Below are 13,109 nucleotides of genomic sequence, written 5' to 3' on the forward strand. Positions count from 1 at the left end.
ATAAATTATTAAATTTAGATTAGTTGATAGATATGATATATTCGTCGATAATTATTGCATTACTGTTTGTTGTTCTTTTATCCGCACTTGGAACCCTAATTTTAACTTCAATATTTGAATTTTTAGGTAAACGCGGATATCTTGGAAATTTATATCCGAATGTTCGTGGGGGAATTCCAAGAGCTATTGGTTTAGTCCCATTCATTATATTGTCCTTTTATCTGTTGCCTAAATTTAATAGTCTTGTTTTAATTATGGGAATTTTTGCATTCATTGACGATGTTATGGGCAGGAAAAAATGTGTTCCATTGGGTATTGAATGGGGTCAGCTCTCACGAGGATTTGGAATTCTATTTGTGATGATTGTAGGACTTCTTGAAGGTTTAGGAGCTTCTGCTATTATCATACCTCTTCTAGTTCAACCGCTCAATATTTCAGATATGCAACCGGGATCAACCTGTATAGTAACAATCATCATGTCCGTTTTAACTATTCTGATAATGTTGATTTTTGGTTCAGCTCCGACAGGAGAATTGCTTGCGATTTATACTCCGTTATTAATTTTAGCGGTATGTATCGGGTACTGCCCTCTTGATTTTGCAGGAAAAATCATGTTGGGTGAAGTTGGAAACCATACTTTCGGTGTTGCATTAGGCATTGCATTCTATTTGGTTGGCGGATTCTGGTGGTTGGTTTTCTTTACAATTGTCACCACTGCTTTAATCGCGTTTGTCAGGCGCAATACATTAAGAGTGTTCTTCAGACAAAATCTGGGATTGTTGAATCCGACCTTCGGGGATTACTTTATGGATGTGATGACCGGCGGAGGATTGGGAGATTTGCTTAGGAGATTAATTTTTGAAGACAAACAATATTCAGTTGAAAACCCTTTTTTAATCATGTTGGGCTTTAGAAGATTATTGTATAATCCTTATGCGAGACGAACCATACATCATAATCATAGCCAAAGGAACAGACAGCCACCTAGACTCGGGAGACAACCATGAAAGCTTTATTGGTCGTTACTGGTAGAGGATTAGGTGGGGATGCAGCTATTGCCATCAATACAATTAAGGCATTGGAAAAGAAAGGCGTGCAATGTGAAATTGCCTTGGATGAATCTGCTCCCGGCACGCTATTTGAAAAGAACGGTTATTCCTGGCATAAAATATCCATTCCCCAGGCGGGAGGACATGCGGCTACAAAATTATCTGCTGCTAAAGGCGCTCTTAAATTGTTAACTGCTACTTTTAAAGCTAGAAGTCTCATTAAAAAGTTGAATGTTGATTTCGTCGTTGGTGTTTTAGGTGGGGGAGCTATTGTCGGGTCACTTGGTTCTAAGTTTGCAGGAAAACCTGCATTTTCTTTGATTTCCACACCTCTGGATACAAAAGTTTGTCCAAAATTCAATAAATGTTTTTTATTCCCTGAAAATGATACCTACCGTTTGGAATCACTTCCAAAAAATATGGAAAGATCTTTCTATCCATTATCTGACAATGTTGGTCATGGTGACGTTAATAAAGCTCTCTTAAAACTTAAAGAATTCCCTATTTTTGATGAAAACAAAAAGACCATTCTATTTTCTTCAGGATCTTCTCTTTTTGAGGGGATGGCCGACGGTATTAAGCTGGCTTCAAAATGCAGCGATAAATATAACCTGGTTCTAGTGGGATTGCCTCTTAAAGATGAATATTTGGATGGAATGGATGATAAAAAGATTATTTATGCAGGTTATATTGATTGGCTTAACGATTTGTTCAAATTTGCGGATTTGGCCGTTTTAACTGATGATGGTATCTCAATAGAAGAATCATTGACATCAAACACTCCGATTGTCACATTAACCAGAATCAAATGGGGAAGGTATCAAAACATGGCGGGAGTGTATAAGGGAGCCATCATAGAATCCGAAGTCAGTGATGTTTGCAAAAGCATTGAAGAAGCATTTGACAATATGGATTCATTAAGGGAAAATACTTATAAATACGCAAAGCTTTGTTCCGAAGCGGGCGATGAGCTTGCAAGCAAAATATTAAAAGAATTGGAATAAGGGTATCATAACCACATATTCTTTATAATTTTGTAATTTGAATCGGTTGATGGATGAACTTCTAAAAAGTCATCATAATCATCCAAATCATAGCCCTCTCTCATCAGATAAGATAGATATGCCACATCACTTGGAGAGGATGGGGATATTGAGTTTATTCTTTTTATTTTGTTGTTTGCCTTATCGAATTCCACTTCAGTATAGCCGGTATCTCCAGGCAATATGTTCCAGAATGAGCCAGGTCCTGCAATTCCCGGAATTCCGATGGTGGCGGTATCCTCACATTCATTTCTTTCATTTTCAACGAAGCTGACTTCCATGTTCAGGCTTAATGTTTGGGGAATGCAGCTATAGCTTACCTTATTTGGATAGTTTGCCATGTTTCTTGCAGCAGTTATGCCTTCCATTCTTGCTACCGGTGTCAACAGGTATCCTCCGGTAACATCTCCTGCAGCATATACATTTTCAACACTGGTCTGCATCATCTCATTGACTTTTATGGTTTTATCGGGATTCAGTTCAACGAATCCTTCTGCAATTTCACTGTTAGGTACTCTTCCTGTTGCAAAAAATGGTGTTCCTTCCAATTCTTCATCGTTATCAGTCATTACCTTATTTTTGAAAATTTCTTTGAGATTTGTGTCTTCATAGATGTTGATGTCCTGCAGAATATTTTCTAAAACATATTCCTTTGCATTCGCTCCAAGCTCCTTTAGGAACTTGCTTCTTGCAATGACATTTACCTCGCTTCCCAGAGTGGAATATATGTTGGCTATTTCACAGGCTATTACTCCTCCTCCGATAATGTTTAATTTTTCGGGGACTTCATCAAGTTTTAAAATGTCCTTGTTTGTCAGTCCGTATTCGCTACCCTTGACATTTGGAATGAACGGGCGAGCTCCTGTAGCTATTAGTAAATTGTCATATTCAAAACTTTCATTATTCACTTTCACGGTATTTTCTTCAATGCTGGCTTCACCGTATACCACATCATTTCCAACACTTTCATTTTCCATTTGGTTCAATTTTCTAAGTTTTTCCTGTGTTTCAACAATTTTTGAAACGATTTTATCATAGGAAATATCCAGCTGACTTTTGACAAATCCGTGATTATTAAATCTGTTGTTTGTGTCGATAAATTTTGTAATGTCAGTCAGTGCACATATGACCATGCATCCTTCATTTAAACAGGTTCCTGCTATATGGTTCTTTTCAATTAAAGTAACGTTTTCACCAAGTTTTCCAAGTTGCAGGGAAGCTAATCTTCCCGCAGGGCCAGATCCGATAACAATATTATTCATTAAAACACCTACTTAGATAATTTTATATAATATTATGTAATAATTAATGTATATATTAAATTTTGGAGATGTAATGATGTGTATTGCAGCACCCGCTCAAATTGTTGAAATTAACAAAGAAGAAAACAGATTGTTCGCTGACTTTGGTGGAGCAAGACAAGAAGCTAAAATGGACTTATTGCCTGATGTGGAGATTGGAGATTATGTTCTTATCCATGCAGGTTATGCAATTGAAAAATTAAGTGAAGAAGCTGCTAAAGAATCTTTAGAAGCTTGGGAAGAACTTTTAGAAATTCTTGAAGAGGAAGACAGAGAAATGGAAAAAGCAAGAATGGCTGATTTAGAAAATCAGTAAATTGACACTCTTGTTACTCCTTTTATTTTTAAAAATTCGTTTATTATATCACCGCTTACAGGCTTTTCAGTAATTATGGTTAGTGATGGAGTTTCCTGAAGCTCTGTATCTTCGGCATAAGCCTGCCTTATATCAATTCCTTTTTTTGAAATCAAATCTGCTGTAGCAGCCAATATCCCTTCACTTTCAGATCCAACTTCTATTTCTATAACGCCCAATTTCAGGTCTTTTGCTATATTCTTTAAAAGTGTTCCGGCAGGCATTATGTTTTTAAAAAGACTATATAATTCTTCATCTTTTCTTATTATTTCAATTGTTGATTTTATAACTCGCCTGTCAACATCGGCAGCTGTGGCTAACGCCTTATCGCTTATTTTTAAGTTTCCACAATAAATCTTTCCATCTTCATTCAAAGATAATCCAAGTTCTATCATTTTTTCAGCAACCCTTATGCGTGCAGGGTATTTCTTGAATTTCTCATTAATTTTCTCCCACATAATTGTCATTACTCCAACTTTTTGTACATTTATGTGTTATTGTGTTGAAGATGATATTTAAAATTAGTCATTTAAAAAAAATTATTATTAAGAATCAGTAGTGCAAATAGAAAAACAGTTGTAATAAGTTTAAATTCAATAAAATTAGTTAAAAGTAGGCTAGATGGGATTCGAACCCATGACCTCCCGGTTATCAGCCGAGCGCGCTAACCAAGCTGTGCCACTAGCCTATAAAAATAGAACGACAGTTAACTGTCAACACTTATACTTATATTAATAGCTATATATAATCTTTTCGGTATATTAGATTATATATAGAAATTAAATAAGATTTAAAGAAATTATCTGTTAATCATTTCGTTAATGGAGTCTGCCATAGCATGTCCTTCAACGATAATTTTTGCTTTTTCAATACCTTCAACGCTTTCAGCTCTAATTTTTGCATCAGCTGCAATACGAGTAATACTCATACATCCTGGATTGGTAGGTTTAAGTATAATTTCAGCTTGATCACCGTCTACGGTAATATCTTGTACGATACCCATTTCTACAATACTTATTCCCATGTGAGGGTCATTAATTACAGAAACAGCATTTTTTATATCATTTACTAATTCTTCTGACATTTATAGTCTCCTATATTTTATTGTAGTTATAATTATTATCAATTATCTTTATATATGTTTTGTTTGATAAAGTTGAAATGAAACTAAATTCTATTTCAATCTGTGCTTTATTTTTACTCCAATGCCGTTAGTGCATTCCTCCATTTCACGGCCGGTCATTATCGCTTTTCCAACGCCAACCACCGTGTCGTTTCGAACAACAACGACCTCATCGTTTGGAATGATTTTGTGGTCCGCTTTTTCAATTCCTGGTGCAAATACGGTATTGGTTTCAAGGTCGAAATCAATATTTACAATGTGGATGCCCAAATCTTTTAATATTTCTCCGCCAGGCAGATTCAGTCTAAATAAACCATGATCCTTATTAAGCAAAGCCAACTGTTTTCCATCTGAAAGAATTCTTTTGTGATACATTCCTTTTGTTTTTACATTGTCAGGAATGAATTCATAGGCACCTTCACCAAATTGATACATTGCAATTGACCTTAGTTCATGCAAAGTTTTTTCTCTTCTGTTAACTCTTTGGTGATTTTTAAGTTCCATTCTTAGGTTATAAAGTGAATCGGGGGATGTAGGTCTTCCATCTTCACATACATTAATGAAATCATCCACATACTGTTCACAGCATTCCAAATAACCTCCACTAAGGTTAGCGATTATGTTTTTGCCTTCACAATATTTTTCAATCAGTTTTCCGGTTTCATCAATTTCATCTTGTGACCAGGAACCTGTTGTGCTGACGTCGTAAGATTGAATAGGAAAAGTGTTTTCAAGTTCCCTCGGACAGATTCCGAAGGGGGAGGTTACTATAAGCTCCTGATAGGACCTTGTAATTTTTCTGAATTTTTGGTGGGATTTTGAATTTGAATAAGGTTTTTTCATACTGCACGGCAGCAAAACAACAGTATCTCCAAGAGGCTTCATCATTTCCATTCTTTGTCTCCATCGCACTGCCTCAGGACGATACAAAGATTCTTCGCTTGAACATATAACTTTCATAATATCACTCAAAAGCTTTTATCAATTCTTTGTCTAATTCAATCAATCTTTCAATGTTATCTTCACTGTCTGGTATTCTTCTCTTCCATTTTTCAATAACGAAATCAATATCCACTTCTTCGCTACCGCTAACTAAATTGTCTGCATGAGCCACAATCTTTTCTTCAAGTGTTTCGGGAAGATATGATTTTTTCGGAAGCCCCAGTTCAACCGCTTCCTCTTCAGTAATTCCGGCACCTATATGCCTTTCAATAATGTTTAAAACATCTTTTCCATAACCATATCTTTTTGCAATTTCCACGCCTTCAATTGCGTGGGTAATGCCGTGGGTCTTGGATCTCCCAATATCGTGAAGCAGAGCACCTTTTCTAATAAGGTCTTTATCTGCATTATCAAAATTAGCCGCTATTTTCATAGCCTTTTTCAAAACAGCTTGAGAATGTTGAATAACGTTTTCAGGGGTGTTTTCCTTTTTAAGTAATTCCATTTCCATTTTATCTTATTTTTGGACTTTTTGGGTAAATGAATTAAAATTACTTTCGACCATTTCAATATCTTCTTTCAGTTGTTCGATATTTTGGGCATTGTCCTGGAATTCCAGTTCTTCGCCACATGCAGGACATAGGAATTCATAATCTGATGATTCGTCAAAGTCAAGTCTCACATGGCCTTGCGGACAGATGAAGAACATATTGTTCTCTTCGCGTTCCAATTCATCATTAAGCATTTTCAAGTAGTTTTCAGAATCCTTAATGATGCGTGAAATCACTTCTTCGGTTTCAAATTTCCATGAATATGTAAACCATTGAGTTTCAGGGTCTTTACTTCTTTTATAACTAGCTAATCCCATGTCATAAAGTTTGTAAAGTATTTTTCTAACGATGTTTAATTTAATTCCAGTTTTTTTAGCAATTTCTTCATCGGTTTCAATTCCATCGATTAATGCTTGAACAATAGGTAAATTGCTTTCATCTTCAACAACATTGGTCAATAAAGTCTTTACTAATGGATCATCTATCATTTAATTTCCCCTAATGTCTCATTATCATATTTAATCTATAATGGAGATATAAAAAATAAACTAAAATTTATGATAACTTTATTTAAATATTAATGTTTAGATATATTTTTTTTATTATAAAAATATAACTAATTCAATATAAGCTTTGAACTATTTCGGATAATCGACAGGTATATTATTTTTTTCTGATGATTACTGCAGGGGTGTGGGTTATTGAATCAAGGGCTTCAACTGTAACTTCATCGATATCAGTACCCAAAACAGATTTGACGCTATGTATTGTTTTCATTTCGGTGGATAATGATTTTTGATAATCTTCAGCAATGTTTGCTATTTTCAGTCCCTCTTCAACACTGATTTTTTCACTGCAGCCCAAAGGTGTTGATCCCATATTTTCGGACAGCTGTCCTTTCAAATATCCGAAAAATCCCTTGTCGGCTTCGATTCCTTCAATAGCTATTGGCAAACCTGTAAAATATTTGCCGTTTTTCATATATGTCGCATCAGTATCTATAATCAGAACGCAAATGTCCTTTCCGATTTCTGATTTTATTTCTTTTGCAACCTTTTCAGGATTTTCAGGAAGCAGTGAAACGAATGTTCCCGGGGCATTACTTAAATCAATTCCTGCTTCTGAAGCCGGTTTTAAAGCATGTTTTAAACCGTATAATTGCAGGACCACTTCCTTGTGAGCTTTGGTTTCTTCGGGCAATCTTCTGAGATTTTTAATGGTTCTTTTTTTAATGCCGAGAAGAGGTCCCAATACATATCCCCAGAGATATTTGCTCCAAACTGTTGTTAGGAATTTGGCAGTCAGTGAAGGAGTATATTCGGCTTCATCAATTAGTCTGTTTTGAGAAACTGAAATCGGAGTTTCAGCTATTACCAGATAGTCCCCATCCTTCATTAATTCCTTTGCTGGATTGATTATGGAATTTAAATTTTCGTTTGGTTTGATATATCCTGTCTCGATGGGAATTACTATGTAATCGCCATTAACAACGTGCTTTATATTCTTCAATTCTTCACTTGCCATAAAAATCTTTTTAAAATGAGTTATCTAATATATAGTAATAGTGTTGATATTAATCTATTTATAATTTTAGATGGTGTGAATATGGCAAGAAAATTTATAACATATTTTGATAAGGAAGGCGAAAATTACACTGATGAACTGATTTTGGCGGTTAAGGATAAATTGGAATTGTCCGAAAACATTAAACACATTGTCATTGCTTCTGCAACAGGCGAATCTGCTTTAAAGCTTGCTGATGCAGTAGGCGATAAGGTAAAAATAATCAATGTAACTCATCATTACGGATTCAGCGGAGAAAACGAATCTGACATATCCGATGAAATGATTAAAAAACTGGAAGATGAGGGTATTGTCACTTTATTTGGATTGCATGCATTCAGCGGCGCTGCAAGAGGAGTTACCAATAAGTACGGAGGATATTCTCCACTGGATGTTGTTGCAGATACTCTTAGAATGTTTTCTCATGGTATTAAAGTTGCCGGCGAAATTTCAATAATGGCAGCCGACGCAGGTTTGATTCCTGCCGGTGAAGAGATCATAGCCATTGGCGGACGAGGACATGGTGTTGACAGCGCAGTTATCTTGACCCCGGTCAATGCTAAGAATTTATTCGATATGAAAATTCATGAAATTATTGCAATGCCAAGGGATTAAGTTATATATTATGAAATATATAATATCTTTTTCATATTTTTTAAATAGTAGTTGCATTTAAATATTAGTTGCAATAGAAATATTTAACAATATTATTATATAATAGCAGAGTATGTGGGGTTAGTCCGTGAAATTTATAGATGATGCAATTAAAGAATCCGAACAAAGAATGGAAGAGAAAACACCAGACAAACTCGCTTCTGACATAGATGATGAGCTTATCAAGATAATGGATGGTGTTAAAACTAAAATTTTCGTTGTTGGTGCTGGAGGAGCAGGTAACAACACTATTTCAAGATTAAACGAAATGGGTATCGAAGGAGCAACTACAATTGCAGTAAATACCGATGCTCAAGATTTATTTTACAGCCAATCTAGTAAAAAGATTTTATTAGGTAGACAAACTTCAAAAGGATTAGGAGCAGGTGGAGATCCATCTGTTGGTGAAGAATGTGCTGAAGAAAGTGAAGATGAAATCAGGGATGAATTATTAGGCGCAGACATGGTATTTGTCACATGTGGTCTTGGTGGAGGAACCGGTACCGGTTCAGCTCCAATAATCGCTAAATTATCTAAAAAATTAGGCGCATTAACTGTTGCTGTTGCAACTTTACCGTTTTCTGCTGAAGGAATTAAAAGAAGAGAAAATGCAGAAGAAGGTTTAGAAAAACTTCAAGAATCTGCAGACACTGTTATTATTATACCTAATGATAAATTATTAGAAGTGGCACCAAACTTACCTTTAAACAAAGCATTCATGGTTTCTGATGAAATTCTTGGAAGGGCAGTTAAAGGAATTACTGAATTGATTACTAAAAGAGGTCTTGTAAGTTTAGACTTTGCAGATATTAGAAGTATCATGAGTGGCTCTGGAATGGCTATGATTGGTATGGGTGAATCCGATTCTGGTGACAGAGCTTTAGAATCTGTACATGAAGCATTAAGCAGCCCATTATTAGATATTGATATTTCAAATGCTACCGGTGCTTTAGTTAACATATCCGGTAGTTCTGATTTAACATTGCATGAAGCTGAGAAAATCGTTCAAGTTGTTGCTGATAAATTGGATCCTGAAGCTAACATTATTTGGGGTACTCAAATTGATGAAAGCCTTCAAAATGTGGTTAGAACCACTGTGGTCGTTTCAGGTATTAAAACTGATTACGATTCCAACACTGAACCAGAAATTGAATATGCTGAAGAAAAAGTTGATTCCGAATCAGCTAACGATCAATTAGATGATTTCATTGATGGAATTTTCTAATTTTTTCTTCTTATTTTTTTTCAATAATGCAAACATTTATTAATGTTTAAAATATAAATTATTTTATTACTATTATTTTATTATAATTCATTAAGCTATGATTTCATAGTTTTTTTAATTTGGGTATTTAAAATGAATGTACAAGAAAGTTTTAATAAATTTATTAAAGACAGTAAAAGAGTATTGAAAGTATCAAGAAAGCCGGATAAGGAAGAATACTTCGAGCTTGCTAAAGTTACATCAATTGGTGTTGTTATTGTTGGTGTAATAGGTTTTGCTATTTTTTTACTAGCTTCATTAATTGGTTTATAAAACAATTAACCATTTTTGATCCAATAAATTATAGTAAGATTTTGTAATAATTTTGTATCTTTTTGATTTAGATTTTGACTAATAAGTTGTAACTATAATCAATTATATGATATTATTAGAACCTAGGGAAGCTGGGGGATAGCTTAGTCAATTTTCACTCATATGTGGATTACCTAAGAACCTGCAATTTTCAATTGCGGTGCTTCAAATAACTTTTAACTTAATGTATGATTTTTAACCAGTAAATTATGAAATAGGTGAATTTTTCATGGAAGATACTAATAGTTCCATATATGCTCTTAAAACCTCTGCAGGTCAAGAAAGGAATGTTGCTAGATTGTTGGCACGTAAAGCAAGAACAATTGATGGCATAGGCATTTCTTCAATTCTTGTTCCAGAATCTTTAAAAGGATATATTTTAGTTGAATCCTCAACAAAAATAGATCTCAGAAACCCCGACCTAAAAGTACAACATTTAAGAGGTGTTGTAGACGGTACTGTGGGAATTACTTTTGACGAAGTAAAAAGATTCTTGAAACCTGAGCCAATTATTTCCTCTATTCAAAAAGGAAGTATTGTTGAGCTTATTTCTGGACCGTTCAAAGGTGAAAGAGCGAAAGTGGTTCGTATTGATGAATCACGTGAAGAAGTCGTTCTAGAGTTAATAGAAGCAGCAGTACCTATTCCGGTTACTGTTAAAGCTGATCAAATTAGAATAATTCAAAAGGAGGCTGACTGATGGCTAAAGATACAGTCGAAGTTCTTATCGAAGGTGGAACTGCTACTCCGGGACCACCATTAGGACCTGCTTTAGGACCTTTCGGTATTAACATGATGCAAGTAGTTGAAGAAATCAATAAAAAAAGTGCTGACTTTGCTGGAATGAAAGTGCCTGTTAAAGTTATCATTGATAGAGATACCAAAGAATTTGATATTGAAATTGGTACTCCTCCAACAACTGCTCTTATCATGGAAGAATTAGGCATCGAAAAAGCTTCTCACGAACCAGGTTTGGACATTATCAACGACTTACCAATTGAAACTGCTTTAAAAATTGCTAGAATGAAATTTGATTCATTACTTTCTAACGATTACAAGGCAGCTACAAAAGAAGTTATGGGAACCTGTGTAAGTATGGGATTAACTGTTGACGGTAAAGACCCAAGAGAAGCACAAAAAGATGTAGATGCTGGAGTATACGACGATATCTTAGTAGAATAGATATCTGTCGGTTAAATTAAATTTAAGTTAATAATACAGTGTATATGATGTTATAATTACGGTTATAATTGATATACTGTTTTTAATTCATGCAATCGTTTAAGAATTTTTTTCTTAGTAATCGATACTCATGAAACCAAAAAATATCCAATGAACAAATGTTCATGGGGGATGAATATGACACAAGATGTAGTAAACGCGGTGAAGGAGGCTCAAGAACAATCTAAGCCGAGAAACTTCACTGAGTCTGTCGATATTATTATTAATATCCGCGACTTAGATGTCAGAAAGCCAGAAAATAGGTTTAATGAGGAAGTTACTCTTCCTAACGGCCGTGGCAAAGAAGTTAAAATCGGAGTCATAGCTGATGGGGAACTCATTGTTCAAGCTAAAAATGCTGGTCTTGACGTTGTAGTCAACAAACAGGATTTAGAAGAGTTCGGAAAAGACAGAAAATCCGCTAAAAAAATGGCTAACTCTGTTGATTTCTTAGTAGCTCAAGCTGATATGATGCCACTCGTTGGTAGATTCTTAGGTCCAGTTTTAGGACCTCGTGGAAAAATGCCAAAACCAGTGCCTGCTAGTATCAAATTAGATCCTCTTTTAGAAAGATTACAAAGTACTGTCAAAGTTGGTGTAAAACAACAAGCAAGTATTCAAATTGTTGTTGGAAGCCAAGATATGGCACCTGAAGACATAGCAGAAAACATTGAAACTGTTCTTACAGTCTTAGACCGCAATTTAGAAAAAGGAAGAAGTCAAATCAAGTCCATGTTTATAAAAACAACTATGGGACCAGTAGTGAGGGTGATCTAATGGCTCATGTTGCTGAATGGAAAAAGGAAGAAGTTAAAGAGCTTTCTGGGATTATTGGCCAATACGATGTAATCGGTATTGTCGATTTGTTAAACATTCCTGCAAAACAGCTCCAAGAAATGAGAAGATCTCTTAAAGGTAAAGCTGTTATCAGAATGGCTAAAAAGAATCTCATAGATTTAGCTCTTGAAGATTGTAATGCTGATAAAAACAACATTGTTGATTTATCCGGACATATGGATGGTCAAGTTGCACTTATCGCAACTGAAATGAATCCTTTCAAATTGTACAAAATATTGGAAGACAGCAAAACTCAAGCTCCTGCAAAACCAGGAACTATTGTACCTGAAGATATTGTTGTACCAAGTGGAGACACCGGATTCGAACCAGGTCCATTTTTAGGTGAATTACAACAAGTTGGAATTCCTGCAAAAATTGATAAAGGTAAAATCTGCGTACAAAAAGACACTGTTGTTGTAGCAGCAGGTGAAGAAGTATCTAAACAAGTAGCAGCTACTTTATCAAGATTGGATATTAATCCAATGGAAGTGGGAATCGATTTAAAAGCAGTATACGAAGAAGGATCTATTTACACTTCCGATGTACTTGCAATCGACGAAGAACAAACATTAGCAGATTTACAAAAAGCGTTCTCAGGCGCATTCAACTTATCTGTAAATGCAGCTATACCTACAACAAAAACTATTTCCGCAATATTGTCTCTTGCACATACCAGAGCTGTCAGCGTTGGTGTAGAAGGAGCTATATTAACTTCAAAAACTTCAGAACCAATTCTCGGTCTTGTAAATGCTAGAATGTTAGCTATTGCATCTGCAATTGCTGATGTTGAAGGCGCAATCGACGATGAATTAGCAGAAAAACTTTCCAATGTTGCTGTAGCAGCAGCTCCAGTAGTTGAGGAAGAAGTTGTTGAAGAAGAGGAAGAAGAGGAAG

Annotated in this window: 17 protein-coding genes and 1 tRNA gene; 10 read left to right on the top strand and 8 right to left on the bottom strand. The window is 35.2% G+C overall.

Annotated features, from left to right (window positions below; translation table 11 throughout):
• Nucleotides 1-32: 32 nt before the first annotated feature.
• Both IJI93_RS09490 and IJI93_RS09495 read left to right on the top strand, forming a co-directional pair.
• The gene (locus tag IJI93_RS09490) at nt 33-1,007 is read left to right on the top strand and encodes a cell wall biosynthesis protein (protein ID WP_292822460.1); all 975 of its coding nucleotides are present in this window, start codon (nt 33-35) and stop codon (nt 1,005-1,007) included.
• Entirely contained in the window at nt 1,004-2,053 is a 1,050-nt protein-coding gene (locus tag IJI93_RS09495; RefSeq protein WP_292822462.1) for a glycosyltransferase, read from the top strand. Before IJI93_RS09490 ends, IJI93_RS09495 begins: the two co-directional genes overlap by 4 nt.
• A 5-nt stretch (nt 2,054-2,058) precedes the next feature.
• On the opposite strand, the gene IJI93_RS09500 is transcribed toward IJI93_RS09495, so the two are convergent.
• A complete protein-coding gene (locus IJI93_RS09500; RefSeq protein WP_292822464.1) occupies nt 2,059-3,354 on the bottom strand; it encodes an NAD(P)/FAD-dependent oxidoreductase in 1,296 nt (431 codons plus the stop codon).
• Between the two features lie 76 nt (nt 3,355-3,430).
• Between IJI93_RS09500 and IJI93_RS09505 the strand changes: the two genes are divergently transcribed.
• Nucleotides 3,431-3,709 (top strand): HypC/HybG/HupF family hydrogenase formation chaperone, encoded by a 279-nt coding sequence (locus IJI93_RS09505; protein WP_292822491.1) that lies wholly within the window; start codon nt 3,431-3,433, stop codon nt 3,707-3,709.
• Here IJI93_RS09505 and IJI93_RS09510 read toward each other — a convergent pair.
• The 7 genes from IJI93_RS09510 to IJI93_RS09540 form a co-directional block, all read right to left on the bottom strand.
• A complete protein-coding gene (locus IJI93_RS09510) occupies nt 3,703-4,206 on the bottom strand; it encodes an amino acid-binding protein (protein WP_292822492.1) in 504 nt (167 codons plus the stop codon). The genes IJI93_RS09505 and IJI93_RS09510 overlap by 7 nt on opposite strands.
• A gap of 155 nt (nt 4,207-4,361) precedes the next feature.
• Nucleotides 4,362-4,436, bottom strand: a tRNA-Ile gene (locus IJI93_RS09515).
• A gap of 111 nt (nt 4,437-4,547) precedes the next feature.
• Nucleotides 4,548-4,832 carry an iron-sulfur cluster assembly protein gene (locus IJI93_RS09520; protein ID WP_292822466.1) on the bottom strand — a complete coding sequence of 95 codons (285 nt, stop codon included), beginning with the start codon at nt 4,830-4,832 and terminating at the stop codon, nt 4,548-4,550.
• Nucleotides 4,833-4,922: 90 nt separating this feature from the next.
• Nucleotides 4,923-5,831, bottom strand: a complete 909-nt coding sequence (locus tag IJI93_RS09525; protein WP_292822468.1) for a DUF5591 domain-containing protein — start codon at nt 5,829-5,831, stop codon at nt 4,923-4,925.
• 4 nt (nt 5,832-5,835) lie between these two features.
• The gene (locus tag IJI93_RS09530) at nt 5,836-6,324 is read right to left on the bottom strand and encodes a TIGR00295 family protein (RefSeq protein ID WP_292822470.1); all 489 of its coding nucleotides are present in this window, start codon (nt 6,322-6,324) and stop codon (nt 5,836-5,838) included.
• Nucleotides 6,325-6,330: 6 nt separating this feature from the next.
• Entirely contained in the window at nt 6,331-6,852 is a 522-nt protein-coding gene (gene tfe, locus IJI93_RS09535) for a transcription factor E (protein WP_292822472.1), read from the bottom strand.
• 175 nt (nt 6,853-7,027) lie between these two features.
• Nucleotides 7,028-7,888 (bottom strand): coenzyme F420-0:L-glutamate ligase, encoded by an 861-nt coding sequence (locus IJI93_RS09540; protein WP_292822474.1) that lies wholly within the window; start codon nt 7,886-7,888, stop codon nt 7,028-7,030.
• A gap of 81 nt (nt 7,889-7,969) precedes the next feature.
• Between IJI93_RS09540 and IJI93_RS09545 the strand changes: the two genes are divergently transcribed.
• The 7 genes from IJI93_RS09545 to IJI93_RS09575 all read left to right on the top strand — a co-directional run.
• On the top strand, nt 7,970-8,542 hold the full coding sequence (locus tag IJI93_RS09545; protein ID WP_292822476.1) for a pyruvate kinase alpha/beta domain-containing protein: 573 nt from the start codon (nt 7,970-7,972) through the stop codon (nt 8,540-8,542).
• 127 nt (nt 8,543-8,669) lie between these two features.
• Entirely contained in the window at nt 8,670-9,806 is a 1,137-nt protein-coding gene (ftsZ, locus tag IJI93_RS09550) for a cell division protein FtsZ (protein WP_292822478.1), read from the top strand.
• A 132-nt stretch (nt 9,807-9,938) separates the two neighbouring features.
• Nucleotides 9,939-10,118: a protein translocase SEC61 complex subunit gamma gene (locus tag IJI93_RS09555; RefSeq protein WP_292822480.1), complete on the top strand. Its 180-nt coding sequence runs from the start codon at nt 9,939-9,941 to the stop codon at nt 10,116-10,118.
• Between the two features lie 268 nt (nt 10,119-10,386).
• The gene (locus IJI93_RS09560) at nt 10,387-10,857 is read left to right on the top strand and encodes a transcription elongation factor Spt5 (RefSeq protein WP_292822482.1); all 471 of its coding nucleotides are present in this window, start codon (nt 10,387-10,389) and stop codon (nt 10,855-10,857) included.
• Nucleotides 10,857-11,339, top strand: a complete 483-nt coding sequence (locus IJI93_RS09565; protein ID WP_292822484.1) for a 50S ribosomal protein L11 — start codon at nt 10,857-10,859, stop codon at nt 11,337-11,339. Before IJI93_RS09560 ends, IJI93_RS09565 begins: the two co-directional genes overlap by 1 nt.
• Before the next feature lie 177 nt (nt 11,340-11,516).
• Nucleotides 11,517-12,155 carry a 50S ribosomal protein L1 gene (locus IJI93_RS09570; RefSeq protein WP_292822486.1) on the top strand — a complete coding sequence of 213 codons (639 nt, stop codon included), beginning with the start codon at nt 11,517-11,519 and terminating at the stop codon, nt 12,153-12,155.
• Nucleotides 12,155-13,109, top strand: a 955-nt coding sequence (locus tag IJI93_RS09575) for a 50S ribosomal protein L10 (RefSeq protein WP_292822488.1), incomplete at its 3' end; no start/stop codon positions are given. The genes IJI93_RS09570 and IJI93_RS09575, both read left to right, overlap by 1 nt.

This window comes from Methanobrevibacter sp. (genome assembly GCF_017431965.1).
In the GTDB taxonomy this organism is placed as follows: Archaea; Methanobacteriota; Methanobacteria; order Methanobacteriales; family Methanobacteriaceae; genus Methanocatella.

Excerpts from the sequence above, each read along its gene's own strand:
- IJI93_RS09500 (WP_292822464.1), bottom strand. The coding sequence starts at position 3,354 with ATGAATAATATTGTTATCGGATCTGGCCCTGCGGGAAGATTAGCTTCC.
- IJI93_RS09540 (WP_292822474.1), bottom strand. The coding sequence starts at position 7,888 with ATGGCAAGTGAAGAATTGAAGAATATAAAGCACGTTGTTAATGGCGAT.
- IJI93_RS09530 (WP_292822470.1), bottom strand. The coding sequence starts at position 6,324 with ATGGAAATGGAATTACTTAAAAAGGAAAACACCCCTGAAAACGTTATT.
- IJI93_RS09520 (WP_292822466.1), bottom strand. The coding sequence starts at position 4,832 with ATGTCAGAAGAATTAGTAAATGATATAAAAAATGCTGTTTCTGTAATT.
- IJI93_RS09510 (WP_292822492.1), bottom strand. The coding sequence starts at position 4,206 with ATGTGGGAGAAAATTAATGAGAAATTCAAGAAATACCCTGCACGCATA.
- IJI93_RS09545 (WP_292822476.1), top strand. The coding sequence starts at position 7,970 with ATGGCAAGAAAATTTATAACATATTTTGATAAGGAAGGCGAAAATTAC.
- IJI93_RS09560 (WP_292822482.1), top strand. The coding sequence starts at position 10,387 with ATGGAAGATACTAATAGTTCCATATATGCTCTTAAAACCTCTGCAGGT.
- IJI93_RS09495 (WP_292822462.1), top strand. The coding sequence starts at position 1,004 with ATGAAAGCTTTATTGGTCGTTACTGGTAGAGGATTAGGTGGGGATGCA.
- IJI93_RS09525 (WP_292822468.1), bottom strand. The coding sequence starts at position 5,831 with ATGAAAGTTATATGTTCAAGCGAAGAATCTTTGTATCGTCCTGAGGCA.
- IJI93_RS09490 (WP_292822460.1), top strand. The coding sequence starts at position 33 with ATGATATATTCGTCGATAATTATTGCATTACTGTTTGTTGTTCTTTTA.
- IJI93_RS09565 (WP_292822484.1), top strand. The coding sequence starts at position 10,857 with ATGGCTAAAGATACAGTCGAAGTTCTTATCGAAGGTGGAACTGCTACT.
- IJI93_RS09505 (WP_292822491.1), top strand. The coding sequence starts at position 3,431 with ATGTGTATTGCAGCACCCGCTCAAATTGTTGAAATTAACAAAGAAGAA.
- tfe (WP_292822472.1), bottom strand. The coding sequence starts at position 6,852 with ATGATAGATGATCCATTAGTAAAGACTTTATTGACCAATGTTGTTGAA.
- IJI93_RS09555 (WP_292822480.1), top strand. The coding sequence starts at position 9,939 with ATGAATGTACAAGAAAGTTTTAATAAATTTATTAAAGACAGTAAAAGA.
- IJI93_RS09570 (WP_292822486.1), top strand. The coding sequence starts at position 11,517 with ATGACACAAGATGTAGTAAACGCGGTGAAGGAGGCTCAAGAACAATCT.